At 61.4% G+C, this 25584-nt stretch carries 21 protein-coding genes and 1 pseudogene; 5 read left to right on the plus strand and 17 right to left on the minus strand.

Annotated features, from left to right (window positions below; genetic code table 11):
• The first annotated feature begins 62 nt into the window (after positions 1-62).
• Positions 63-1181 (plus strand): LacI family DNA-binding transcriptional regulator, encoded by a 1119-nt coding sequence (locus JW799_RS00975; protein ID WP_205428286.1) that lies wholly within the window; start codon positions 63-65, stop codon positions 1179-1181.
• A gap of 790 nt (positions 1182-1971) precedes the next feature.
• On the opposite strand, the gene JW799_RS00980 is transcribed toward JW799_RS00975, so the two are convergent.
• Positions 1972-3405 carry a heterodisulfide reductase-related iron-sulfur binding cluster gene (locus tag JW799_RS00980; RefSeq protein ID WP_205428288.1) on the minus strand — a complete coding sequence of 478 codons (1434 nt, stop codon included), beginning with the start codon at positions 3403-3405 and terminating at the stop codon, positions 1972-1974.
• Positions 3398-4813 carry an FAD-linked oxidase C-terminal domain-containing protein gene (locus JW799_RS00985; RefSeq protein WP_080836561.1) on the minus strand — a complete coding sequence of 472 codons (1416 nt, stop codon included), beginning with the start codon at positions 4811-4813 and terminating at the stop codon, positions 3398-3400. Before JW799_RS00985 ends, JW799_RS00980 begins: the two co-directional genes overlap by 8 nt.
• Positions 4814-5015: 202 nt before the next feature.
• Between JW799_RS00985 and JW799_RS00990 the strand changes: the two genes are divergently transcribed.
• The gene (locus tag JW799_RS00990) at positions 5016-5738 is read left to right on the plus strand and encodes a FadR/GntR family transcriptional regulator (protein ID WP_080836558.1); all 723 of its coding nucleotides are present in this window, start codon (positions 5016-5018) and stop codon (positions 5736-5738) included.
• A gap of 143 nt (positions 5739-5881) precedes the next feature.
• On the opposite strand, the gene nrdF is transcribed toward JW799_RS00990, so the two are convergent.
• The 4 genes from nrdF to JW799_RS01010 all read right to left on the minus strand — a co-directional run bounded on the left by nrdF (position 5882) and on the right by JW799_RS01010 (position 10660).
• A complete protein-coding gene (gene nrdF / locus JW799_RS00995) occupies positions 5882-6835 on the minus strand; it encodes a class 1b ribonucleoside-diphosphate reductase subunit beta (protein ID WP_080836556.1) in 954 nt (317 codons plus the stop codon).
• A 174-nt stretch (positions 6836-7009) separates the two neighbouring features.
• A complete protein-coding gene (gene nrdE / locus JW799_RS01000; protein ID WP_080836554.1) occupies positions 7010-9094 on the minus strand; it encodes a class 1b ribonucleoside-diphosphate reductase subunit alpha in 2085 nt (694 codons plus the stop codon).
• A complete protein-coding gene (gene nrdI / locus JW799_RS01005) occupies positions 9081-9440 on the minus strand; it encodes a class Ib ribonucleoside-diphosphate reductase assembly flavoprotein NrdI (RefSeq protein ID WP_080836552.1) in 360 nt (119 codons plus the stop codon). The genes nrdE and nrdI overlap by 14 nt, the downstream gene beginning before the upstream one ends.
• Before the next feature lie 311 nt (positions 9441-9751).
• On the minus strand, positions 9752-10660 hold the full coding sequence (locus tag JW799_RS01010) for a helix-turn-helix domain-containing protein (protein ID WP_205428290.1): 909 nt from the start codon (positions 10658-10660) through the stop codon (positions 9752-9754).
• A gap of 150 nt (positions 10661-10810) precedes the next feature.
• Between JW799_RS01010 and JW799_RS01015 the strand changes: the two genes are divergently transcribed.
• The 3 genes and pseudogenes from JW799_RS01015 to JW799_RS01025 all read left to right on the plus strand — a co-directional run bounded on the left by JW799_RS01015 (position 10811) and on the right by JW799_RS01025 (position 13682).
• Positions 10811-11545 carry a ThuA domain-containing protein gene (locus JW799_RS01015; protein ID WP_205428292.1) on the plus strand — a complete coding sequence of 245 codons (735 nt, stop codon included), beginning with the start codon at positions 10811-10813 and terminating at the stop codon, positions 11543-11545.
• Positions 11546-11824: 279 nt separating this feature from the next.
• Complete coding sequence (locus JW799_RS01020; protein WP_240353114.1) at positions 11825-12517, plus strand: MBL fold metallo-hydrolase; 693 nt, start codon at positions 11825-11827, stop codon at positions 12515-12517.
• Between the two features lie 41 nt (positions 12518-12558).
• A pseudogene (locus JW799_RS01025) lies at positions 12559-13682 on the plus strand (AbrB family transcriptional regulator).
• Positions 13683-14089: 407 nt separating this feature from the next.
• Here the strand turns inward: JW799_RS01025 and JW799_RS01030 are convergent.
• The 11 genes from JW799_RS01030 to JW799_RS01075 form a co-directional block, all read right to left on the minus strand.
• The gene (locus JW799_RS01030) at positions 14090-15802 is read right to left on the minus strand and encodes a methyl-accepting chemotaxis protein (protein ID WP_205428296.1); all 1713 of its coding nucleotides are present in this window, start codon (positions 15800-15802) and stop codon (positions 14090-14092) included.
• A 33-nt stretch (positions 15803-15835) separates the two neighbouring features.
• Positions 15836-16702, minus strand: a complete 867-nt coding sequence (locus JW799_RS01035; protein ID WP_205428298.1) for a fumarylacetoacetate hydrolase family protein — start codon at positions 16700-16702, stop codon at positions 15836-15838.
• A gap of 16 nt (positions 16703-16718) precedes the next feature.
• Positions 16719-17717: a Gfo/Idh/MocA family protein gene (locus JW799_RS01040; protein ID WP_080836540.1), complete on the minus strand. Its 999-nt coding sequence runs from the start codon at positions 17715-17717 to the stop codon at positions 16719-16721.
• Positions 17718-17724: 7 nt separating this feature from the next.
• Positions 17725-18753, minus strand: coding sequence for a zinc-dependent alcohol dehydrogenase (locus JW799_RS01045; RefSeq protein WP_205428300.1), 1029 nt, complete (start codon positions 18751-18753; stop codon positions 17725-17727).
• Positions 18754-18774: 21 nt separating this feature from the next.
• The gene (locus tag JW799_RS01050; protein ID WP_338026337.1) at positions 18775-19590 is read right to left on the minus strand and encodes an aminotransferase class V-fold PLP-dependent enzyme; all 816 of its coding nucleotides are present in this window, start codon (positions 19588-19590) and stop codon (positions 18775-18777) included.
• Positions 19479-19895 (minus strand): hypothetical protein, encoded by a 417-nt coding sequence (locus tag JW799_RS29480; protein ID WP_338026194.1) that lies wholly within the window; start codon positions 19893-19895, stop codon positions 19479-19481. The genes JW799_RS01050 and JW799_RS29480 overlap by 112 nt, the downstream gene beginning before the upstream one ends.
• 17 nt (positions 19896-19912) lie before the next feature.
• Positions 19913-20650: an MBL fold metallo-hydrolase gene (locus JW799_RS01055; RefSeq protein ID WP_080836534.1), complete on the minus strand. Its 738-nt coding sequence runs from the start codon at positions 20648-20650 to the stop codon at positions 19913-19915.
• Positions 20651-20674: 24 nt separating this feature from the next.
• Positions 20675-21064 (minus strand): RidA family protein, encoded by a 390-nt coding sequence (locus JW799_RS01060; protein WP_080836533.1) that lies wholly within the window; start codon positions 21062-21064, stop codon positions 20675-20677.
• A 62-nt stretch (positions 21065-21126) separates the two neighbouring features.
• A complete protein-coding gene (locus JW799_RS01065; RefSeq protein WP_205428308.1) occupies positions 21127-22269 on the minus strand; it encodes a M20 family metallopeptidase in 1143 nt (380 codons plus the stop codon).
• Complete coding sequence (locus JW799_RS01070; RefSeq protein WP_205428310.1) at positions 22266-24491, minus strand: glycoside hydrolase family 20 zincin-like fold domain-containing protein; 2226 nt, start codon at positions 24489-24491, stop codon at positions 22266-22268. The genes JW799_RS01065 and JW799_RS01070 overlap by 4 nt, the downstream gene beginning before the upstream one ends.
• A 37-nt stretch (positions 24492-24528) precedes the next feature.
• Positions 24529-25512 (minus strand): substrate-binding domain-containing protein, encoded by a 984-nt coding sequence (locus tag JW799_RS01075; RefSeq protein WP_080836528.1) that lies wholly within the window; start codon positions 25510-25512, stop codon positions 24529-24531.
• Between the last annotated feature and the right edge of the window lie 72 nt (positions 25513-25584).

Genomic DNA, 25584 nt, shown 5'->3' on the forward strand with positions numbered 1-25584 from the left:
AATAGTAAACTAAACTTATTCCAGCTATCCAAACATTTAGCTCATAGATCGGAGAAATTAGAATGAAAATGGAAGACATCGCCAAGATTGCGCAGGTGTCGAAGTCCGCCGTTTCGCTGGCGCTTAGCGGAAAGCCCGGCATCGGCAGCGAAACGCGGGAACGCATTTTGCGTATTGCCCGGGAAATGGGCTACAGCGCCAAGCCCCGCAGCACGGCCGCGCCGGACAAAACGTCGAAAACGCTCGTATTTCTGGTGATCACCAATTTGGGGATCGTGCTCGAGGAGTATTACCAACAGCCGTTTTTCCGGGAATTGATCCATTTTGTCGAAGACCGCTGTCGTACGAAAGGCTACTCCGTCATCTTCTCTTCCGTGGACATGGAGCATTTCGAGCGGGACGTTCGGGCCGCGGCCGAGGATTACCGCCACAGTCCCGTTATTTTGCTGGGCACCAATTTAAGCCGCGAGCAGATCGCCGCCATTTCCGCCAAGCTGCCGCAGCTCGTCGTACTGGACACTTGCTTCGACACGCTGCCCGTTCATTTTATCGAAATCAACAATGCGATGGGCGCTTATCAAGCCGGCTCGCACCTGTGCGACATCGGCCATCTGGATATCGGCTATGTCGCCTCCAACGTGCGAATTCACAACTTCGAGGAGCGCAAAGCGGGCTTTATGGGCGCCTTGCGGGAACGCGGCGTCGAGATTGCGCCGGGCCGAATGTTTTCGGTGGCCCCAACCATCCTCTCGTCCCAGGAATCGATGCGCCAGCAGCTCGAGGCCTGCCTTCATTCGGAAGGCAAGCTGCCGACGGCCTTGTTTTGCGAGTGCGATTACATCGCGATCAGCGCGATGAAGACGCTCGCCGAGCTCGGCTATCGCGTTCCGGAGGATATTTCCGTCATCGGCTTCGACAACATCAGCGAATCCGTCATCGTCACGCCCGAGCTGACGACGATCCACGTCGAAAAGGAGAAAATGGCCCAGCTGGCCGTCGATCTGCTGACCGATTCGGCGGAGTGGAGCTCCGATGCCCGGATTAAAACCCGCGTCGACACCCGGTTCGTCGAACGGCTTTCCACCAGCGCGCCGGCCGTCGCGGCCACAGGGACGGGAGCTACGGGAACGACGGGAGCTACAGGAGCTACAGGGGCTACGGGGGCGGGGCAACAGGAGTGACGGGAGCTATGGGGGTGAAACGGAGCTGAACCGGTTTTTCCGCCTCCGGGCAGTAAGAAAACGGTTCGTTAGCGGGCGTGCGGAGGCTGAGAGGTACGTTAGCGGGCGGCCGGAGGCGGCGAGATGAGTCATTTTTACTCAACTGCGTGCGGCCTTATCCGTTTGGCGGGTTAAAATGAGTCGCCACGACTCAAACGGTTCGTTAGCGGGCGGCCGGAGGCGGCGAGATGAGTCATTTTTACTCAACTGCGTGCGGCCGTATCCGTTTGGCGGGTTATAATGAGTCGCCACGACTCAACCGAATCGTTAGTTGACGTGCGGAGGCGCAGCATGCGTGCCGAGCCGGCTTTCGGAGTGGATGAGAGAAATAGGGTCAGAAAAACGTACCGTCAGGGACAAGTGCCCTGACGGTTTTTGATTTGCGCGCCTGTTGCGAAGCTTCGTTGGATTCCATCCATTCAAAAACGGCTTTTTAGCGGCATCCGCCCGCTCTGTTGGAATTTTTGTCCCATCGGGCGAGGCCGGTTTGGACAATTCCGCGCGGTTTTTCCCGCTGCCCAGCGGTGGCGCTGCCCAGCGGTGGCGCTGCCCAGCGGTGGCGCCGCCCGCTCATCCGCTGCCGAGCGGCAGCGACGGTCTCCCGCTGCACGAGCGGCAGCGACGGTCTCCCGCTCTCCAAGCGGCGGCGATGGTCACTCGCTGTCCGGCGGCAGCGACGGTCTCCCGCTGCAAAACCTTTTTTTCGCGAGTCCGTATGCGTTGTCTGTTCCGTCCGTGACGTCTTCCCGGGTCAATCCTTCGCCATCCGCTCATGCAAAAAGTCGACCACGTGCGCGACCTTCATATCCGTTCCGGCGCCGTGCCGCTGCACCCCGAGCTTCATTTGCAGCAGACACCCAGGGTTGCTCGTCAGCAAATAATGAGCTTGCGTCGCGTTGGCATGCTCCATTTTGTGCTCCAAAATTCGATTGGCCATCTCCGGCTGCGTCAAGTTGTAAATGCCGGCCGAGCCGCAGCACCGGTCCGATTCGAACATTTCCACGAACTCCGCGCCCGGCACCTGCCGCATCAGCTTCCGGGGCGCGTCCGACGAGCGCATGACGTTGCGCAAATGGCACGAGTCCTGGTACGTAATGCGCACCGAGCAAGCTTCTGGTTCGTTGGCAGGCGATCCGGCCACGGACGTTTGCGCGTCCGCCCGCGCGTTCGAACGCGCATGTTCCTCCGCTTGCGCAAACGCGGGAATCCGGCCGTGCGAAACGAGCATGTCGCTGATGTCCTTCACCCGTTTCGCAAACCATTCCGCGTCTTCGCGATACGCGGGATCGTCGTGCAGCAGATGATCGTATTCGACCAAAATCGCGCCGCACCCGCCCGCGTTGGACACGATGTAATCGACGTTCGCCTCCTTGAACGCCCGGATGTTGCGGCGGGCCAGCTCGCGCGCGTCCTCCGCCTCGCCGCTGTGGGCGTGGAGGGCGCCGCAGCAGTTTTGCGTTTTCGGAATGACGACCTCGAAGCCCGCTTCCGTCAGCAGCTCCACCGTATGCACGTTCGTTTCCGTGAACAACGTATCCATCAGGCAGCCGCGGAACATGCCGACGGTGGCGATTTTCGTCCCCTTCGCCGGATGAAAATCCCCAATGAGCTCGACGACGCCGCGGCCGGACGCGCTCGGCAATATTTCTTCCATATCGGACAGCTGCTTCGGCAGCAGCTTCAACGCCCCGGTACCGCGCGCAAGCTTCTGCAGCCCGGACTTCTGATAGGCTTTCAGCGCGCCGCCGAGCAGCTTCATGCGGCCCTGCTTCGGAAACAGCTCCTTGAACACGAGGCGCCGTACGCCTTTGACCCAAACGCGATGGCTTTTCGTGTGGTCCTCGATCGCGTCGCGCGCCTGCTCGATCAGTTGCCCGTACTTCACGTCGGCCGGACACGCCGGTTCGCAGGCGCGGCAGCCAAGGCAATGGTTCATTTGCTCCTCGAACGCTTCGTCCGGGTCCATGAGGCCGTCGGCGACCGCCTTCATCAACGCGATCCGGCCGCGCGGCGATTCGGCTTCGATGCCCGTTTCGCGGAAGGTCGGGCAAGCCGGCAGACAAAATCCGCATCTCATGCAATTGGTCAATTGGTCCTCGTCCAGCCTGATTTTCAATTTGGCGGCGAGCGGACTCGCCGGAGGCTTGGCTTCCGGGCGACTGACCGCCGTCTGGGTCTCAGCCATGCTGGATCACCACCCTTTTCCGCGATGGCTTGGCGAACATTTTGCCGGGATTGAGCAGGCCCAGAGGGTCGAAAGCCGCCTTGATGCCCTTCAGCACTTCGATCCCCGGAGCGCCTACCTTCCATTCGAGAAACGGCGCCTTGACCATGCCGACGCCGTGCTCGCCGGTAATCGTGCCTCCCAGCGCGATCGCCGCTTCGAAAATTTCCGCGAACGCCTCCTCGACCCGGTGAACCTCGTCGCGATCGCGGGCGTCGGTCGTCGCCGTCGGATGCAAATTGCCGTCGCCGGCATGGCCGAACGTGCAGATGTTGACGTCGTACTTGCGGGCGATGCGGTTGATTTCAAGCACCATGTCGGCGATTTTGGAGCGCGGCACGGTGGCGTCTTCGAGAATCGTCGTCGGCCGCAGGCGGGCAAGCGCCGTAAACGCGCTGCGCCGCGCGGTCAGCAGCTTGAGCGCCTCCTCCGGCGACGAGGCCACGCTGACTCTCGCCGCTTTTTCCCCGATGCAGATGGCTTCGATCGTCGCGATATCCCGTTCGACCAGCTCCGGCTCGCCGTCCTGCTCGATCAGCAAAATCGCCGCCATGTCGAGCGGAAGGCCGAGCCCCGCGAAATCGTCCACGACCCGAATCGTCGGGTTGTCGAGAAATTCGAGCGTCGCGGGGATGATGCGGCTTTCGATAATTTTGGATACGGTGCGGGCCGCGTCGTACAGATCGTTGTACATCGCCAGCATCGTTTTTTTCGCTTTAGGCGGGGGAATCAGCTTCAGCGTCGCTTCGGTAACGATCGCGAGCGTCCCTTCCGAACCGACAAGCAGCTTCGTCAAATCGTACCCGGCGACGTCCTTCATCAGCTTGCCGCCCGTGCGGATGATGTCCCCGTTCGCCAGCACCGCTTCGAGTCCGATTACGTAATCCTTCGTCGTTCCGTATTTGAGGCCGCGCAAGCCGCCCGAATTTTCCGCGATATTGCCGCCGATCGTCGAAATCGCCATGCTGCTGGGATCCGGCGGGTAAAACAAGCCGAGGCTTTCGACATGCGCGCTGAACAGCTTCGTATTCAATCCCGGCTGAACGACGGCAACCAAATTTTCCAGATCGACCTCCAAAATCCGGTTCATCCGGTGCATGACCATGACGACGCCCCCCTGAACCGGAACGGTGCCGCCGCACAAATTCGTGCCCGACCCGCGGCTGACGACCGGAATGCGGTGCCTGTGCAGCACCTTCATCGTTTCGGACACCTGCCGGGTGTCGCGCGGATACACGACCGCGTCCGGCAGCGCCTGCTGCATCGGGGTACCGTCATACGAATGGGTGACGAGCGTCTGCATGTCGTCTCTAAAATCCTCGGCGCCTAAAACGGCGATCAATTCGCGTCTCGCTTGTTCGGGCAGCAAACCGGACACTTCCTCTCGATGGATGAAAATGGCGATGCATAGCTTAGACCCTAATCGAACAGGTGATCAGGTCATCTGATGACTTTTGTCGGATTGTAGTATACACTAAAATAGAAGAATTGGAAAGCGTTTAAGCGCGAAATTCGGCCTGCGGCGAACCGGCTTCCTGCCGGTCGCGCGACTGCCGGGCAAAGGAGCCATCATGAACGAAAACCGACCGTTAAAAAGCCACGAGTGGGTCATGAACGATTTGCGAAAACAGCTTGAGGAAGGAGCGCTCTCCCCCGGCGACCGGCTCGCGTCGGTCGTCGAGCTTGCGGAGCGATACGGGGTCGGCCGGTCGACCGTCCGCGAAGCGCTGAGCGCCCTGAAGGCGATGGGGATGCTCGATATCCGGCAAGGCGGCGGCACGTTCGTGAAAGCGACGTTGCCGGCCGCCGCGCCGCCGCACCCCGGCATGCTGCAGCCCGAAGCCTGGGCCGACCGGGCCCTCACTCTGCGGCATATTCTCGAAGTGCGGCGCGTGCTGGAAACCGGCTGCGCCGCGCTTGCCGCCGCGAGCCGGTCGGCGGACGATTTGGCCAGGCTGGCGGGGACGCTGGCGGAAATGGAAGCGCACATGGACGACGAGGCATTCAATGAGCAAGCGGACGTTCGGTTCCACGAGCAGATCGCCGCCGCCACCCATAATCCGCTGCTGATGCAGCTGATGGAGACGATGGCGGCACGTCTTCACGACAGCATGCGGGATACGCGGGCGTTGTGGTTTTACGCCGAGCGTTCGACCGCCGAGCGGCTGCTGGAGGAGCACCGCGCGATATATGAGGCGATCGCGGAAGGCGATGCGGGCGCGGCGACGCTGCGCATGCAACTGCACATCGCCAAAGTCGAGCAGGTGCTGGGGGAGAAGGGCGCGGGCGCTTAAAGGCGGGTTATGGCCTGTTGAAAATCGAAAAGCAAAAAGAAAAAAGCCCCGAAAAACGGGGCTTTGCCAACAATCCGAATCAAGCAAGCGCGGCCTTAATCTTTCGCCTGAAGGTTTTAGGTTGATGCAGCGCTCCTGCCGTCTTAATCGAAAATAAAGTCCTCGTCCGAAAGCGGCTCGACGTTCGTCGCGCGGACGTAGCCATTGCCTTTTTTGGAGAAAAAGTCGTGCTGCTTCGTCTTCGTGCTGAGGCCGTTCTGGACGATCGGGTTGATGTCCTCTTCCGGAAACGGCGGCTCGAAGCCGAGGTTCATGAACGCCTTGTTCGCGTTGTACCGCAGGAACGCCTTCACTTCCTCCTGCAGCCCGATTTGCGCGTACAGCTCGTCCGTGTACGCCTCTTCGTTCTGGTGGAGGAACTTGAACAAGCCGATCAGCGTCTCGTAAGCCGCCTGCTGCTCGTCCTCGTCCAGCTTCGCGTACACCTCTTGCGCGAGCACGCCGACGTACAGGCCGTGAATGCTCTCGTCGCGAAGAATCAGGTCGATGATTTCGCCGCAGCTCGTCATTTGACCCTGGCCCGCCAAATAAAGCGGATAGAAAAAGCCGCTGTAGAACAGGTAGCTTTCGAGCAGCACCGACGCGCCCATCGCCAGGAACAAGTCCTTCTGCGTATGGATGTTCTGATAGTACTGGGCGATCGTTTCCGCCTTCGTTTGCAAATGCTTGTTGTTCTCGACCCAGCGGAACACTTCGTCGATCTCTTCGTTCGTCGCAAGCGTCGTAAAAATGCTGCTGTACGACTTGGCGTGGATTTGCTCCATCATCCCCATGAACGACAGGACCGCCTTGCGCTGAAGCCCTTCGACGTGGTCGTTGATGCCCGGCATGCCGACGCCGCCTTGCAGCGTGTCGAGCAGCGTCAAACCGCCCAACACTTTGATGTATGTATCCTGTTCCGCCTCGCTCAGCTTGATCCACGTCATCTTGTCGTCGGACAGCGGAATTTCGTCGTCCGTCCAAAATTGCATGATGTTTTGCTTCCAGAACGTAATCGTATAATCGTCGTCGGGACGATTCCAGTTAACGGCTTTCATGAAAACTCTCCTCTCGCTGCCCCCTTCGGGGATAGAAAAGCCCGCTTCGCGGGCTTAACGGTTCTGACGCCGCCGGGACGCATGTTCAGAAGCTTGTCCCGCCCTGCTGAAGAGGAAGGGAAGCCCCGGCCGGCGGCGGCGCGGATAGGAATCGAATGCGGAATCGCGCGGATTTTACACGGCGCAGCTGACGCACTCTTCGACGCTCAGACGGTTCGTCCGCGTATAGTAGAGCGACTTCAGCCCTTTGCGCGCGGCGTAAATGTAGTAGCGGGCCAACTGCCGCGTCGTCACGTCGCTGTTGACGTGGAGCACGGTCGAGATGCCTTGGTCGACGTGCTCGGCGATTTCCGCGATCAGGTCGATGATTTTGAACTGGTTCATCTGATAGGCCGATTTATAATAGAAGAAATTCGACGCGTTCATGTAAGGCATCGGATAATACGTCGTCGAGTTGGCGTACGTGCGCGTTTCGATCGGCTCGACGATCGGCATGACGCTCGACGTCGCGTTCTGAATGTACGAAATGCTTTGCGTCGGCGCGATCGCCAAGCGATACGCGTGATACAGGCCGTGCTTCATGACGTTACCCTTCAAAACCGCCCAGTCGGCCGGCGCCGGAATGTCGATGCCGGCGAACAGCTGCCGCACCCTTTCCGTGCGCGGGCGGTAGTCCGTTTCCAAATACTTGTCGAAGTAGGTGCCTTTCGCATATTCGGACTTCTCGAAGCCGGCGAACGTGATGCCGGTCTTTTCGGCGATTTCGCAGCTCTTCTCGATCGAATGGAAGTTCATCATCATGAAGAACGTACGGGCGAAATCCCTCGCTTCTTCGCTTTCGTAGGCGATCAGGTTTTTCGCCAGGTAGCCGTGCAGGTTCATGGCGCCGAGTCCGACCGAGTGAAGCTCGGCGTTCGCTTTCGCCACGCCCGGCGCGTTCATGACCGTCGTCATGTCGCTGACGGCCGTAAGCCCCGCGATCCCCTCGTGCACCGATTCCTTGATTTTGCCGCTTTCCATCACGTTCACGATGTTAAGCGAAGCGAGGTTGCAGCTGATGTCCCGGCGGATAATGTCCTCTTCGCCGTAATCGGTAATTTCCGACGTCTCCTGCAGTTGGAAAATTTCCGTGCACAGGTTGGACATTTTGATCGAGCCGATATCTTTAAGCGCATGCGCTTTGTTGGCGTTCGTCTTGTTCATGATGTACGGGTAGCCCGATTCGAGCTGGATGGACGCGATCTTCGTCAGCATGTCGCGGGCGCTGAGCGGCGATTTTTTGATGACGCGGTCGTCCGCCAGCAGCTTGTCGTACATCTCGTCGAGGTCCATGTCGTCCAGATGCTGGCCGTATGCGCGATACACCGAATACGGAGCGAACACGTGCAGCGGCTTGTTTTGCTCCGCCAGCTCATACAGCTTGTTCGGCACGATCAGGCCGATCGACAGCGTCTGCAGGCGCGTTTTCTCGTCGGCGTTGATTTTTTTGGAATCGAGGAATTCCATGACGTCCCAGCCGAAAATGTTATAGTACGCGGCGCCGGAGCCTTTGCGCTGTCCCATCTGGTCGGCGTAGGAGAAGGCGTCCTCCATCAGCTTCAGCACGGGCATGATCCCTTTGGCGGCGCCTTCCACGCCCTTGATCGCTTCGCCGCGGCCGCGCAGCTTCGACAGGTTGACCGCAACGCCGCCGCCGATCTTCGACAGCTGCATGCAGGTAGCCAGCACGTAATTGATCGAATTGAGCGCATCGTCCATTTCCAGCAGGAAGCAGGACACCATTTCGCCGCGGCGGCTCTTGCCCGCGTTCAGGAACGTCGGGGTTGCCGGCTGCAGCCGCTGCTCCATCATCGAAGCGGCCAGCGTGCGGGCGGTCGCGAAATCGCCTCTGCCGAGGTGAAGCGCCACGATGGCGACGCGATCCGGGTAATGCTCCAGGTACGTCTTCTTGTCGTTGCTTCTTACCGCGTAGTCGGAATAAAACTTGGAGGCGGCCATATATGAAGGAAATTGAAAATGATAGCTGTGCGTCAGTTCGTATACTTGCAGGACGTCGTTTTCGGAGTAGTGTTGAAAAACGTCTTCGTAGTAGTCGTTCTCGATCATGTAGCTTACTTTGGCCAAATGGCCGTCAAAGCGAAGGGATTTCGTTTCGACTTCGGCCATGAACGCCTTGATGGCCTCCTGGTCCTTGTCCAGTTGGAAAAATCCGTCGGCGCCTCGTTGCATCAATAGGTTGTTCAGCTCAATATGCTTCAATATCATTCACTCCCCGCACAAAATGCTCGACGTCTCGCGTCGTGCCCGAAAGCTCGAACTTGGTGATGACCGGAACTCCGTACAGCGACGAAATCGTATCCGCGCTCTTCGCAAATCCGTCGCCCCAATTGCGGTTGCCGCTGGCGGAAACGCCTTTGAGCTGACGATGGTTGCGATTCAGAAACTTCATGACCCGCTCGGGAGCTTGTCCGAATCCCGTCGTATAGGTCACGAGCACAAACGGTTCTTCCACGCTCATGTTCTCGTCGATCTGGACGGAAGGCATATTGAGCTTGGCGATAAACCGGCGGACGTTCCCCGTCTTGGAATCGTAGGCAATCAACATCTAGTTCGAGCTCCTTTCATTTTCCGAAAATGAACGGCGCATCCGGTTGTTCCTTGCCGGACACGCCGCTCAACATATTGCGGGGCGCGAACCCCCCGTTTCCCGCTGCGCCGCGGGACCAAGACTCTATTTCCGCGTTCCTATTCCTGCAATGCCGATGAGAGACTATGTATTTCATTTAACCCATATCTAGATCGCTTAATCAAATTTAAATCAATATATTGTGTTTGTCAATAATCCGTCCCGAAAATAGTCATGTCGTCCTTCATCAAAAACGGTACTTTGGACGCTTTTCCAAGGCGCGGCGCGGCTTAGCCGCGCATGCGCCGGCGAAACTCTTTCGGCGAATGAGAGTTATAGCGGCGGAACAATTTATAAAATTGGGCCATGTTCCAGATTCCGACCTCGAAACCGATCTCCAAAATGCTGAGGTCGCTCGTCGCCAGCAGCCTTTCCGCTTTTTTGATCCGGTTGTAATTGACGTAATCGACGAACGGAACGCCCACGGCCTTTTTGAACGATTTGATAAAATGGTGGTAGCTCATGCCCATCAGGGCGCGGACGTCGTCCACCGTTATTTTTTCCCCGAGGTGGCCGTCCACGTAGTCGAGAACGGGACGAAAGCGCTCGAGCTCCAGATCGTTGGCGCGCTGAAGCAGCCCGCGGCTGTCGCGGCGGAGCAGCAGGAGCAGCAGCCGTTTCAGCGACGATCCGATCGCGAGCTCGTAGCCGATTTCCTTGCGCGCCGTTTCCGAAAAAATATCCGAGACAAGCTTGAACGCTTCTTCCTTCGCCTCCGGCTGCTCGTCGAAAATATAATTCATCTTTTCCAGGGCGGCGAACCGCTCGGAGAACCCGTTCAAGTAAGGAAGCATGCTCGGATCGAAATGGCGTTCCAGCTCCACCTGCAGCACCGTATAGCGCAGCGGAACGTCCGACCCGTTGCAGGTGCGGTGAAGCCCGGAAGAGCCGATCACCATCATATCGCCCGCCTCGAGCGTACGCGAGGCGGCGGGCGTCTGCACGCGCAGGCTGCCTTCCGAGATGGCCAAAAACTCGACTTCCTTGTGGTAATGCCAGGGCCACGTCTCCGGGACCGGGCGAATTCCGTCGGCGTCGCGAATTTCCCATACTTTTAAAAACAGCAGCGGATTTTGATAGACCACTTTTTCGTTGACGGCCTGTACGTCCGTATCGGGCCAAGGCTGGCGGTTCGACATGCGGACCCTACCTTTCGGCTGAAAAGTACATTTGCAAGTATACCACTTTTGAATAAAAAAGCGTTGAAATTCGGCATATCGAAAAAGCGGCGGGTTGCCTATACTGGGAAATAAGCGTTTACACGAACAACCGACGAGGAGAGAAGCGATATGACCGCCAAGCTTAAAGTAACCGTCTGGAACGAATTCAGACACGAGCAGCACAACGAAAAGGTGCGGAGCGTTTACCCCGGCGGCATTCACGCCGCGATCGGCGAAGGCCTCGCCGGGACGGCCGACGTCGCCTACGCCACGCTGGACCAGGACGAGGAGCACGGCTTGTCGGAAAGCCGCCTGGCCGAAACCGACGTTCTGATCTGGTGGGGCCATATGGCCCACGGCGACGTCAAGGACGAAATCGTGGAGCGCGTCAAGCGCCGCGTCCTGCAGGGAATGGGTCTGATCGTGCTGCACTCCGGGCATTTTTCGAAAATTTTCAAGACGCTCATGGGAACGTCGTGCGATTTGAAATGGCGCGAAGCGGACGAGAAGGAGCGGTTGTGGGTCGTATCGCCGGGCCATCCGATCGCGGAAGGAATCGGCGAATACATCGAGCTGCCGCAGGAGGAAATGTACGGCGAGCATTTCGACATTCCGCAGCCGGACGAGCTCGTATTCGTCAGCTGGTTCGAGGGCGGCGAAGTGTTCCGCAGCGGGTGCACGTTCCATCGCGGCCAGGGAAAAATTTTCTACTTCCGCCCCGGTCACGAAACGTACCCGACCTACTACAACGAGCAGGTTCGGACGGTCATCCGCAACGCCGTCAAGTGGGCCGCTCCGACGCGAAGGGACTATCCGACGTACGGCAACCACAAGCCGCTCGAAGCGATCGGGAACAAGGCGTAACGCCGCAAAAGGCAAGCCCGCAAGGCCGCGAAAGCGCGGCTTTGCGGGCTTGCTCTCTTTTTTGCGGATTGCCGCTGTGAGTTCGGCCTCGCTGCATCCGTTTCTCGTCCGGCTCCTTCTTCCCGCGTGCGCCCGGTTCCGCCGACGTTGCCGGCGGCGATTCGACCGCGAGGCTTCAAACGCCGGACCGTTTGGACTATAATTATCTTAGCACTAAACAAATCGCAGGAAAAGGTGGTTGCTATGCCCCTCCGGAAACTGGAACTAACGAAAAGCGTTATGGGGACTACGTCGACCTTCCACCCCGCGCTTATTTATGACGACAATGCGGCGGCTCTGGCGGATACGGGCCTGCCGGGCACCTTCGGCCAACTGCGGGAGCAAGTCGAGCTCGCCGGCGTGCCGCTGGACCGCTTGAGCCAAGTTATTTTGACGCATCAGGATATCGATCATATCGGCGGTTTGCCCGAGCTTGCGCACGGGCGGGAAAAGCCCCTCGAAGTAAGGGCGCACGCGGCGGATAAACCTTATATCGACGGGACGAAACCGCTGATCAAGCTGAACGCCCAGCGTCTCGCCGCCCTGACGCAAGGGCTGACGGACGGGGAGCTCGCCAGGTTCGAGCGGATGTTTTCCCCGGCGACCGCCCCCAACGTCAATCGGACGCTGGCGGACGGAGACACCCTGGACGTGGACGGAGGCGTTGTCGTCATTCATACGCCCGGCCATACGCCGGGGCATGTTTCCCTGTATCATCGCCGCACGAAGACGCTGATCGCCGGGGATGCGATGGTCGTGAGCGAAGGGCGGCTGATGGGACCGGCCCCGGCGATGACGCCGGACATGGACTCGGCGCTCCGGTCGCTGGGCAAGCTTGCGGCGTTCGACATCGAGCGCGTCCTGTGCTATCACGGCGGTTGGTTCGAAGGCAACGCGAACGACCGGATCGCGGAGCTTGCTTCCGGATCGTGAGGCGTCCCGGATCCAGGCCGTCGCCGTCCGCTTCTGCCGCCGTGGGTCCCGGGCCCGCCCTCCGGCTCGGCATCGCCCTCCTCGTCGCCTTCGCCGGAGGGCTGATCTGCTCGCTGGTCCGCCTGCCGGTTCCGTGGCTGCTCGGGCCAATGCTCGCGCTGCTTGCGGCCTCCAAGTTCATACGAATCCCGCTTCGCTGGTCCGGCTCGCTGCGAAACGCGGGCATGATCATCGTCGGCTATTCGATCGGCATGTCGTTTACGTATCCGCTGCTCGCCGAAATGGCGCGCCAACTGCCGGCCATGCTGCTCATGACCGTGCTGACCCTGCTTGTGTCCGTTCTTTTTGCCGTCGTTCTGTCCCGCATGGGCGGGCTTACGTTTCCGACCGCGCTGACCGGATGCATCCCCGGGGGCCTGTCGCAAATGATCGTGCTCGCGGAGGAAATGGACAACGCGGACTTGACCGCCGTGTCGCTGCTGCAGGTCACCCGGCTCATGATGATCGTCATTTGCGTGCCCCTGCTGGCGTTCAGTCCGCTGTTTCATTTCGGCGCGGGCAGCGCGGGCCCGGGCGCGCTTGAAGAGGCCGCAGCCGACGTCGCGAGCTGGAGCGGATTGTTTCCGAACCTCTTCGTTTTCGCCGTCGTCGCGGTCATTTCCGCCTGGGGCGGGCAGAAAATCAAGCTGCCCACCGCCATGATGCTCGGTCCCGTCATCGGCGTGGCGGCGCTGCATCTTTCCGGCTTCGAAGCTCCGGCTTTGCCGTCTGTCTTGCTGAACGCCGCCCAGTTCATGATCGGGGCTACGTGGGCTTGCTTCTGAGGCCGGACAGCCTGTCTCGCAAATCGCTGCGGACGCTCGCCCTCGCCGTCGCGACCGGCGCCATGCTGATCGCCATAGCCGGAGGTTTGGCCTGGCTGCTCGGCAAGCTCCATCCGCTCAGCCCGCAAACGAGCTTCCTGAGCCTTGTGCCCGGCGGACTCGATCAAATGAGCCTGATCGCGCACGAGATCGGGGCGGACATGACGATCGTGGCCGGTTACCAGCTGTTCCGCGTGCTGTTTATCTTTTTCGCCGTTGCTCCGCTGCTCGGGTGGTACTTGCGCCGGCTGCAGCGCAAGGAGCGCTTGAGGCCGGACCGGGCCGGGCCGGCGAAGGCGTGATCGGGCAAGCAAGGCGCGTCGGCCTCGCCGCGTGCGGCCGAGAGGCAACGTGGCGACCCTGCAAGGGGCGCGTTGAGAAGTAAGCTTCGTCGAACCCGCAGGGTCGAGGCTGACTCCTCGCGCCGTTATTCGGGTGCGAAGCCCGGAATCGGAGGCGCGAAGAGCGAATAACGGCCCGCACCGGCCGTTATTTCGCAAAATGTGGGCACGCCACCGATTTAACGGCCTCCTCGCGCCGTTATTGCGTGGAAACCGGTGTCCGGGGGGCATAGAGCGAAGCTCGGGGAGCGCCGGAAGCGGCTGCCAACCTGCGGCGCATCTTTCCAGGAAAGCGCTGCGCGCAAAGCAAAGCAAAGAAGGCCCGCAAGCCGCAGCCCCTCGGGACTCGCGCGAGCCTTCTTCTTTTTTTATACCTTGAAATGCCCGGTCATATCCCGAAGCGTTCCGGACACCCCGTTCAGTCCGTCCGACGAAGCGGCGAACTCGCGCAGGGAGGCATTCTGCTCCTCCACCATCGCCGACATCTGCTCCGCGAACGCCGACGTTTCCTCGGTCACCCGGCTGATTTCCTCCGCCGAACGGACGACGTGCCGGCTGCCCGCCGCGATTTGCTCGATCGCCGACGCCGCTTCGATCACCCGCTCCGCCAGCGAGCCCACGCTTTCCACGACCGATTTGACGCTGCCGCCCGCTTCCTTGAGCGACGACGTGCCGTTGTATACGGCCTGCGCGCTGCCCGCCATCAACTCCACGATTTGCCCCACGCCCTCGTTCAGCTCGTCGAGCGTCGCGGTGATTTGCCGCGCGGATTCCGCCGTCTCGTCGGAAAGCTTGCGAATTTCCGCCGACACGACCGTGAAGCCGCGCCCGTGCGCTCCCGCTCGCGCCGCCTCGATCGCCGCGTTGAGCGCGAGCAGGTTCGTTTGCTTCGACACTTCGGAAATGTAGACCGCGATGTCCTGGATCCGGCCGGCCCGCCGGGACAGATCGCCGACGCTGCCCTGGATCGTGCCGAAAATCGTTTCGATCCGCTCGATCTCCTGCTGGGAACGGTCGAGGCTGACGCTGCCGCTGTCGGCGTCCTCGCGCGTCGCGCGGGCAAGCTCCGACACGTCCTGCGTGCGGGCGGCGACCTGCTCCAGCCCTTTCATCGTCTCCGCCATAATGGCGGAGATTTCCTGCGTCCGGGCCACCTGGCTCTCCGCGCCCTCCGCCACGCGCCGCACCGCCTCGTTCACCTGGCCGTTGATGTCGAGCGCGCCGGCGGTTCCCGTCCGGATCGTCTCCGAAACGTCGGCCAGCTTGCCCGCTTGCTCGCGGATTTCCCGCATCATCGTTTGCAGGGAGGCCAGCAAGCCGTTCGTTTCCCGGCCCAGCTCCATCGTCTCGTCCGTCGCGCGGACCTGGATCCGCTTCGTCAGATCGCCGCCGGACCGGGCGATGTCGGCCACCGCCGCCGTCACCCGGCGGATGTTGACCGAGACGCTGCGGGAAACGATCCACGAAAAGGCGATCGTGAGCACCGTCAGCGCGCCGGCGAACGCGAACAGCAGCGTTTGCAGCTCGGACGTTTGCTTATGAAGCGAACCGACCCGCTGCTCCATCGCGTACTTGTCCGCCTGGCGCAGCCGGGACAGCTGCTCGCGCATGCCGTCCATCTGCTTTTGTCCGGCCGACTCCAAGGCGAACGCCCGGATATCCTCCAGACTTCGCGTGCCCGCCGGCACCTCCAGTTCCCGTTCCGCGATCGCGATCCACTGCTCGATGGACGCCGTCACGCTGTTCATCCGGCTAAGCTGGGCGTCTTCGCCCGCGAGCAGTCCCGCCAGCTGCTGCCCGTTCGCTTCCCATCTTGCGATCGCGGCCCGGACCGCCTCCTTGCTGCTCTCCTCGCCCGCGATCGCGTAGTCGCTCAAGCCCGCTTCCATGTCGGAGGCGTTTTTGTCGATTTGATAGCTCAGCTCCTGGATTTTCAGGTCGCGTTGGATCAACGTATCGATTTCCGTCTGCAGGCTTTCGATCGTCCGGGACACGACGAGGAGCGCCGAAGCGATAAACACCAGCAGCACGAGGTAACCGATCGTAATTTTGTAGCCGATTTTGAAGCGGAATTTTTTCATCCGTTTGCCTTCCTTTCCGGTCACGGTGCCGGATTAGCGGTTTTCCTTCACGTACCGGTTCCGCAGCGTGCCGATATGCTCGACGTACGCTTCGGTCACGTCCCCGTCCTTCAGCCAGACGGGCGGCTCGAACCCCATGCCGACTCCGGGCGGCGTGCCGGTGCTGATCACGTCCCCGGGCGAAAGCGTAATCGTCCGCGACAGGAACGAGACGAGATACGGAATATCGAAAATCAGAAAACCGGTGTCGGAATCCTGCATCGTCTTGCCGTTGAGCGCAAGCGACAGCCGCAGCTTGTGCGGATCGGGAATTTCGTCGCGCGTGGCGATGCAGGGCCCCATCGGCGCGAACGTGTCGATCGCCTTGCCCCGCGTCCATTGGCCTTCGGTCAGTTGCAGATCGCGGGCGCTGACGTCGTTGATGACGGTATAGCCGAAAACGTAGTCCATCGCGTCCTCCGCGGCAACGTTTTTGGCCGTGCGTCCGATGACGACGGCGAGCTCGACCTCGTAATCGCACTGCTCCACTTCGGCGGGAATGACGACGTCGTCCTCCGGCCCGACGATCGAGTTGGCGTATTTCGGGAAAAGGACCGGCACTTTCGGCACCGCCATGTTCGATTCGGCCGCGTGATCGCGGTAATTCAGCCCGATGAAAATCATTTTGTCGGGATTGTGAAGCGGCGCCTTTAGCCTCACCTCGTCAAGCGGCAGCGTTTCCTCCCGCTCGGCGAGCGCTTCAAGATGCAGCGCGTAATCCGGCGATTCCGCGCAGCGGGCGATCAAATGCTTCATGCTCGTACCTTCCGCGATCGGACGAACCCGGCCGTCGTCGGTAAAAGCTCCGAGCCATACGTTCTCTTCCGCGTCTCCGCGTTTGACGAATTGCACCCATTTCATCCGTTTTTCCTCCGTTTCATCCCCATGCGACCGGTTCGCCGGTCGCGGCCGACCGCACGATGGCTTTCGCCACCTCGATGCCGTGCGCCGCGTCCTCGAACGAGACGATGTCCGGCGTCCGGCCGAGCAGCGCGCATTGGCACAAGTAGTCCAGCTGCTCCTTCAGCGCCCCGAACACCCGGCCGCCCTGATTTTGATGCACCGACAAATCCGTCGTCGTTCTCCCCGCCGCTCCGAGCAGATGAACGCCCGCCGCATCCGTATCGAAGCGGGCGATGCCCTTGTCCCCGATCACTTCGGTATAATCGTGGATCGGGACGCCGGCGGCGTCGGGCGTCAGCCAATTGCTGTGCAGCACGGCCACGATGCCGTTTTCGAACGTCAGCTGCGCCCACAGCACCTCGGGCGCCTCCGCCCCGGACAAAAAACGTCCGGACGCGTATACCCGCTTGACCCGGCTGTCCGCGTACCAGATCGCCTGGTCGAGGTCGTGCACCGTCAGCTCGTACACGGTGTGCGTGCGCTTATAGGTGGAAAAGAGCGAGCTCCGGCGGGATCGCTTCATATATAAGGAAGCGACTTCTCCCAATTCTCCCGTGCGAATCATATGGCGAACCTGCGCGTACTTCGGCTCGAAGCGCAGCAGGTGGCCGGGCGCAAGCCACGTCCCGGCTTTCGCGGCCGCCTCGAGCATCGTTTGCGCCTCGTCCGGGTCGGTCGTCACCGGCTTTTCGACGAGAACGTGCTTTCCGGCTTCCAGCGCCAGCAGCGTCGGCCGCAAATGGTTGCGCTCGAACGTGACGACGCTGACGAGCTTGATCTCCTCATGCCGAAGCAGTTCCTCCGGAAGCTCGTACGCCTGCGGGACGCCGTGCCGTTCGACGGCCTCGCGCCGCCGCCGCGGATCGGCGTCGCATACGGCAACCACTTCGACGAAAGGCAGCGCCCGATAAGCCTCCAAATGGCAAGCGCCCCAATCTCCGAAACCGATGATGCCGACTTTGAGTTTTTCCATGTCCGACTCAGCCCCCGTTCACCGACAGAAAAATTTTGCCGTTTCGGACTTTGCCGGACGTCAAATCCCGGAACGCTTCGTCCCCTTGCGAAAGAGGACGCACCTCGGTCCAGCCCTCCTCGGTCACGCGACCTTGCGCGAGCAGGTCGACCGCGTCGCGGAAGTCCTGGGCCGTGTAGCAGAACGAACCGAGCACTTCGATTTCGCTGCGGATCAAATGATTGATTTTCAAATTCGTCTCGTCGATGCCGAGGCCGATGTTCATGACGGTTCCCGCGGGGTTGACCAGGCCGAGCGCCGCCGCCCGCGTCGGCTGGAAGCCGGCCGCGTCGATGACGACGTCGATCCCCTTCTCTCCCGCTAGCTTCGCGACGGATGCGGCCAGGTCGGACGACGCCGGATTGACGATTTCGTCCGCCGCGACGCCAAGCGCGATCGCAAGCCGCTCGTCCTGCGTGTCCGCGACGATGATGCGATCCGCGCCGAGCTGCCTCGCGACTTTGGCGCACAGCAGCCCGATGCCGCCCGCGCCGAAGACGAGCACGTTCGGAGCGAAGTGCCGCTGCATGGCGCGGCGGGTCGCCCGCAGCGAGCAGGCGAGCGGCTCGGCCAGCGCGGCCCGATAAGCGCCAAGCTCCTCCGGCACGGGCACGACGCCCGAAGCGGGCACCACGACCCGTTCGCCGAAGGCGCCCGGCCGGTGAATGCCGACGATGCTGCGGGACGCGCACAGCTGCGTGTGCCCTTTGCGGCAGGACGCGCAGACGCCGCACGAGGAGAGCGGGTTTACGACGACTTTCTGTCCCGCCGCGAGCCCCGTCACCCGGGCGCCGAACGATACGACGCGCCCGCAAAACTCGTGCCCCATGACGAGCGGCGGCACGCGCAGGCTGTTGTGGCCGAGGTAGCCTTCCAGCTCGGAGCCGCAGATGCCGACCGCCTCTACCTGGATCAACACTTCGTCTTCCTTGGGCGCCGTTTCCGGCAGTTCCGCATATTCCATCTTTTCCGGTTCGGTCCATACTAAAGCTTTCATCGCGTGCGCCTCCTCCTTGTTTTACAGACAGTCCGGAAGTTGGCCGATCAGCGTTTCCACGTCGGCCGAATCGTTGAAGGCGTGCACGGAAATGCGCACCCTGCCGTCTCCGCCCATGACGTAAATGCCCCGCTGCCTGAGCCTGGCGGCGACCGCTTCGGCCTCGTCGTGGCGGAAGGTGATATTGCCCGCGCGCCGCCCGGCGTCCGGGGGCGTCGTCACGTCCAGCTTGAGCGAAACGAGAAACGGAATGAGCACGTCGCCGAGCGCGGCGACGTGTCGCTCGACGTTGCCGATTCCGACGTCGAGCAGCAGCCGGGTCGAGCGCTCCAGCGCGTAAACCGTCGGATACGCCGGGTAGCCCAGCTCGAAGCGCCGCGCGTCCGGCTGGAAGGCGAACGTTTCGAACCGGTCGGAGCCGTCCGGATTGTCGGCCACGCTGCGCCAGCCGACGTAGGCCGGCATCATATGGGCCGTCCGCTTCGGGTTGACGGCCAGAATGCCGCCTCCGTGCACCGACAACAGCCATTTGTAGGAGCTGGCGACGACGAAATCCGCCATCGACGCGTCGACGGGAACGACGCCGAGCGACTGCGTCGCGTCGAGCAGCAGCAGGGCGTCGGTCTTCGCGATGCGCTCGTACAGCTTCCGGTAATCGAACCGAAAGCCGTTCAAGTAGCTGACGTGGCTCGTCATGACCAGCTTCGTGCGGCCGTCGACCCGGCTTAAAATATCGGCCTCGTCGACTTCCCAGTCGCGGTGCTGCACGACTCTGACCTCCACGCCGTCGCGTTTAAGCGCAAGCCAGGGGAGCACGCCGGACGGAAACTCGAGCACGTGAAGCACGACATTGTCCCCGGCGCGAGCGCCAGCGCCCGCGAAATCATGGAGATCGCCTCCGAGGAACTGGACATGAGCGCAATGTGCTCCGGCCGGCTGCCGAGCAGCTCGGCCAGATTCCGCTTGCAGCTCCGTTCCGTCTCCGCGTTGCGGTCCCGTCCGCCGGGCCCGAGACTGCGGACGGTCATATACTCCGTCACCGCCTTGAGCACTTCGCGGTGGGTCGGCGTTTCCGCTCCGCTGTAAAACCAGGAACAGCGCTCCAGGCCGATAAAATCGTTTTTGTCGATCAATGCTTTCATCGGGGTTTGTCCCTCCGTTATAGGTTGGGCGGCACATCCAGCCGCTCGAAGCACAGGTGCGCCCGCTCGATATGCGCAAACGCCCGGGAGAGCAGAAACGGCCCGTGGCCGGGGAACAGCCGGTCGGCGCGAAGCCCGTGAAGCTTCGCCACCGTAGCGGCGTATTCGTCGATGATGCAATCCCATACGTTCTGAATGACGACTTTGCCGCCGGCGAATACGGTGTCGCCCGCAAACAGGCTGCGCCGCTCCCCTTCGTCCCACAGCAGGCAGATGTGGCCTCTGGAATGGCCCGGACTGTCGAGGACGCGAAGCGCAAGATCGCCGACGGCCACGAGGTCGCCCTCCCGGACTTTGCGCGAGATCCGGCAAGCGGGAAAGGCAAAATCCGGCGGATAGACGCCTCCCCGCTGCGCATGCCGGAGGCTCGTCTTGTCCATGTCGCCGCTCTCCAGCCATGCGGCCGCATCCGCGGCGGCAACGACCTCCATCCCGTACGTCCGTTCGAAATAAGCCGCCCCGGCGGCGTGGTCCGCATGCGCATGGGTCAAAATCAGCGTTTTAATCCGGTCCATGCCGAAGCCGGCGGCGGCGATGTTGGCCTCGATCCGTTCCGGATCGACGCCTCCGCCGGCGTCGATGAGGGCGCATTGCTCCCCGCCGTCCAGCAAATAGACGTTGCAGTCGGTCGGGTCGCTCAGCTCCATGCCGAACTTTCCGCTCCCGACCAAATAAACCCGATCGGCGATTTTCACCGTCGCTCCCCCTTGCCGTCGCGTTCATTCCGGTATATAGGCTACGCATTCGATCTCCACCCGCATGCCGGGCGGAAACTTGCCGATCTCGACCGTGCTGCGGGCCGGCGGGTCCTGCTTGAAAAAGCTTGCGTATACCCGATCGTACTCCGCGAACGCGTCCAAGTCGTCCAGGAAAGCCGTCACTTTCAGCACGTGATCGAGGGAAGAGCCCGCTTCCCGCAAAATTTCCGCCATATATTCAAGCACCAGTTTCGTTTGGGCGGCCATATCGCCGGGGTGCTTGACGGTTTTGGACCCGAGCTCGAACGGACACGTTCCCGCCACGTACACCGTGTTGCCGAATTTGACCGCTTGCGAATAGCTGCCCGCCGGCTGCGGGGCTTTGTCGGTGCGGATGATTTCCTTGTTCATCGAAAAGCTCCTTTTTCATCAAAAAATTTCGGAAACGGCCTCCCGTTTCCCGCTCTTGGGCTTTAGCGGAACGTTCGCGCCAGCTCCATGTAAAACTCGGTCGCCCGCTCGACGTCGGACACGGCGACCCATTCCTCGCGGGAGTGGGCCTGGGCGATCGAGCCCGGTCCGTAGACGATGCTGGGGATGCCTTTGATTCCCTGCAGCTTGCTTGCATTGCTGCCGTACGTTTCTCCGAATACGCCGCTATTCAGGCCGAGCGCCGAAGCCGCGTCCCGCGCGCGCCGCACGAGCGGGTTGCCCGGCGGCGTATGGAGCGCCCAATCGAGCAGCAGCGGCTCGATCGCGCATTTGATTCCTTGCGCCGCGCACCATCCTTGCAGCTCCTCCTCGATATCCGCCAGCACCCGATGCGGATTTTCGCCGGGGACGATCCGGCGGTCCACCTCGATGACGCAGCTTTCGGGCACGATGTTGATTTGCTTTCCGCCGCGGATCGTCCCGATGGACAAGGTTGCCGGACCGCACAGGGCGTCGCTGAGGCGCCCGAGCTCCGGCGTCATTTTTTCCTGCAAATATTGAACGATTTTCGCCATCGACACGATGGCGTTTTCCCCCTCGTGAGGAACGGAGCTGTGCGCCGATTTGCCGAACGTCCGCACGGCGAAACGAACGCAGCCCTTGTGCGAGGCGACGATTTTCAGCTCGGTCGGCTCGCCGACGACCGCGGCCGATATCGGCATGTCCAGCTCCAGAAATTTAAGCAGTCCGGTAAACGCATGCTCCTCGTCGACGGACGCGCATAAGACGAGGTCGCACCTCAGCAGCTCGGGATAGCGCGCGCACTGCTCCATCGCGTACATCATCGCCGCAAGCGAACCCTTCGTATCGCAGGCTCCCCTGCCGAACAGCCGCCCGTCGCGGATGGCCGGCACGAGCGGCCGCTCCATGCTGCCGAGCGAAACGGTGTCCATATGGGCCTCGTACAACAGCACGGAATCGGGGTGTCCCGTCCTCAGCTCGACGATCAGGTTGTCCCTTCCTTCGGCGACCGGCTGCCTTCGCACCGGCAGGCCGATCCGCCGAAAAAAACGCTCGATATAACGGGAAAGCTCCATTTCGCCGTTCGCCCCGTCCCCGTAGTGCGGGTTGACGCTCTGAATGCGGACGAGGTCCTCCAAAATATCGATGACCGGATGCTTCATCGTCCGCTTCCGCCCTCCCCGCGCAAGGCCGCAAGAGGCCTTGCGGCGGCGATGCGCGGTCCCCACTCGAGCAGCCATTCCCACGGCAGGCTTTCTCCGCCGACCATATACGGCACGCCGTCGTCCGGGGCGAATTCGTCGGTTCCGAGCGCCGCGTGGAACGTCTTTTTGTATTCGTTGATGACCATCGGAACGTAATATTCGCCGATCGGCACGCCCGTCCAATCGTGCGCCTTCGTATCGAAATAGTGCAGCTTGATCAGGCGGTAATCTTCCTCAGCGTGCCGGAGCGCTTGCGTCGCGTACTCGCGCAGCCTGCCGGCGTCCGCCTGTCCCGAATCCCGCTCGTCCAGAAACCGGTTAAAGAACAGCCCGGCCCGGATAACCTCGCGCATGCGCCTTGCCATCACGAGCGTCGCTTCGGCATTTTCCCGCCGGATCCGGCTCAAGCCCTCCGCCGCGGCGATCGCCGCAAGCTCTTCGATCGCCCGTTCGGCCGCCTCCGCGCATTGCGCCAAATAAGCGGCGCCTTCGTCGCCGACGTACTTGTTCGGCATGAACGGAAACGACGGCAGCGTCGGGCAAATTTGCGTCTCGTGGATGCACGGAAGCGTCCGAATGACCCGCTCGTACCGCTCCCCGTCCGCCTCGCCGTGCAGGTGGCGCGAGGCAAACGCCAAAAAGGCGTCGCGGTCGAACCTCCAGCAATCCCAGCCGTACTGGGCCGTCGCCATAAAAAACAGCTCGTGCCCGTACCATTCGAAGCCGTAGCCGTTGATCGCCGAGCAGTTTGTGTTGACCGCCCCCTGAAACTGGGCGATGTCGTTCCACAAGTGCTGGAACGCATAGTTGCGCAGCGATTCCGGGAACGTATCGGGAATCAGGTACGGAATTCGGCCGAGGCTGGCGGCGAAGCCGCTGCCCTCGCAGTTGCGCGACCAGATGCGATCCGGCCCGAACACCCGCGCCCATTTCAAAAATTCCCGGTCGTCATCCTCCAGTCCCGGCGCCCAGAACAGCTTCACGTCCTCCGGCAGCTTGTCCCGCCAGGCGGCGAGGTACGCTTCGTCCTTGACGATCGGCGGCTCCCGCAGCCAGCGAATGCCGATCAGCGTCTCGGGCTTCAGAACCTTGCGGTATTCGGCAAGCAGCTCGGCCGTTACGGTATGCTTCGCGTCGTTCGGCGGCAAATGGCCGTACTTGCGTTTGCATTCCGCGCATTGGCAAAACCACTGCACCTCTTCGCTCTCCTCGAAGACGAGGCCGTCAAACCCGAGCTCCTCGATCCGCTTGACGCTGGCGAGAAGATAATCGCGTACGTCGACCCGCGACGTGCACATCGAATCGTAATTGTTCACGTGCCCCGCGGCGATCAGTTCGGGCGACAGCACGCTCCGGCTTTCCGGGTGAACGACGGGGTACCCGCCGCTGTACGAGTTCATGCCGATATACGCATAGATCTCGATGCCCCGGTCGTTCGCGTACCGGATCAGCTCCTGAAGGAACGGCTTGCGCAAATTCGGGTGGGTGAACGAAACCTCGACCCAATCGCCGATCTCCTCGGACCACGTTTCCATTCGCAAGCCGCGAAGCTCCGTCTCCGGATACGCCGGGAATTCGAACGGCCAAAAACCGTACATGACGACGTTCAGCGCGTTGATTTTATGCCGGAAGCACCAGTCGACGAACGTCTTCCAACGTTCTCCGTCCCATAGCTGCGTGCCGAACCCCGCCCGGGCGAATCCCGCGTACCACGTCAGCGTCGGCGAGATGATCCGGCGGCCGATATCGGGGCCGTCGGCAATGGAAAGCTCCGGAACGCTGCCGTCCCCGGAGCTTTCGGCAAGCTCGAGCAGCGTCGCCGCCCCGTGCAGCGCCCCTTGGAGGTGCAGCGCGTAGACCGTCGCGCCGGACGCGTCGACTTCGAGCTTGTAAGACTGTTCGGGGAAAGCCTGCCCCCGCAGCTCTTCTTCCGCCTGCGAAGGCATCGTTTCCGGACCTTTGAATCGGATCGCGCGGGAGGAAGACGCGTCCTCCGCCGCGGCCGGCGCCGCTCCGAGCTTGACCAGCTCGGAGCGGACGACGTCGGCGGCTTCCCGCAAGGAAGGGTCCGCATGCAGCGTGATCGGCCCGGGAACGAGCGGAAAGCGCCCGTTCCGGAAAACCGCATGCTTGGGGGTTGGCAGCAGCTCGGCCGGCTGCCGTTCGTAGGTAACCCGCATTCGTGTCCGCTCCTTTTTTAAACCGAGTATTCAAACTTTACTGGATGTATTGGTCCACGTTGTCTTTATTGATCGGAACGTAGTCGACCAGTTCCTTCTTTTCGAACTTCTCGCCTTCGATCAGCCCGACGGCGACTTCGATCGCCCGCTTGCCTTCCTCCGTCACGTTGTCGAGCACGGTCGCGGCCATACGTCCTTCCTTGACGGCCTTGAGCGCGTCGGCGATGCCGTCGATGCCGACGACGAGAATGTCGGTGCGGCCGGCCGCCTCAACCGCTTGCAGCGCGCCCATCGCCATTTCGTCGTTTTGGGCGGCGATGGCGTTCAGCTCCGGAAACCGCTGCAGCCAGTCTTCCGTAATGCTCATCGCTTCGTCGCGGTTCCAGTTGGCGGTTTGCTCGGTCACGAGCTTGACGTCCGGATATTTGTCGAACAGCGCTTTCTGGAGCCCGGCGCCGCGAGTAATTTCCGCGGAATGGCCGATCTGGCCTTGAAGCAGCGCGACGTTCCCTTTGCCGTCCAGCAATTCGGCCAAAATTTCGCCCATCATTACCCCGGACTGCTCGGGATCGGTGCCGACGAACACGTCGTAATTTTCGTTTTCGGTGAAGGTGATCGCTTCGACGAGCGGAATGCCCGCTTCCTTCACGCGGTCGACCGCCGGACTCGAGCCGACCATGTCGACGGCGTTCAAAATGATCGCGTCCACCTTTTGCGAGATCAGGTTGTCGACCTGGTTCAGCTGTTCCTCGATTTTGTCCTGGCTGTCCATGACGAGCAGCTCGACGTTCAGTTCGTCGGCTTTTTCCTGCATCGATTCGACGAGCGATTTGATGAATTCGTGCGACAGACCCTGAGCGGCTACGCCGATCCGGTACTCCTTGCCCGCGGCTTCCCCCGAAGCTCCGCCCTCCGCGCTCGGCGAGGCGGTATTGCCTCCTTCGTTCCCCCCGCATGCCGCCAGCACCGTCGATGCCAGCGCAAGAGTCCCCAACCACTTCCAGCTTTTCATTTTTGCCATCTCTCGTTTCTCCTCTCGTCTATTCGGTTTTATGAAATCAGACGCGAGCGCCGCTTGCCGCGGCGGGCTCGG

The organism is Cohnella algarum (assembly GCF_016937515.1).
GTDB classification, from domain to species: Bacteria; Bacillota; Bacilli; order Paenibacillales; family Paenibacillaceae; genus Cohnella; species Cohnella algarum.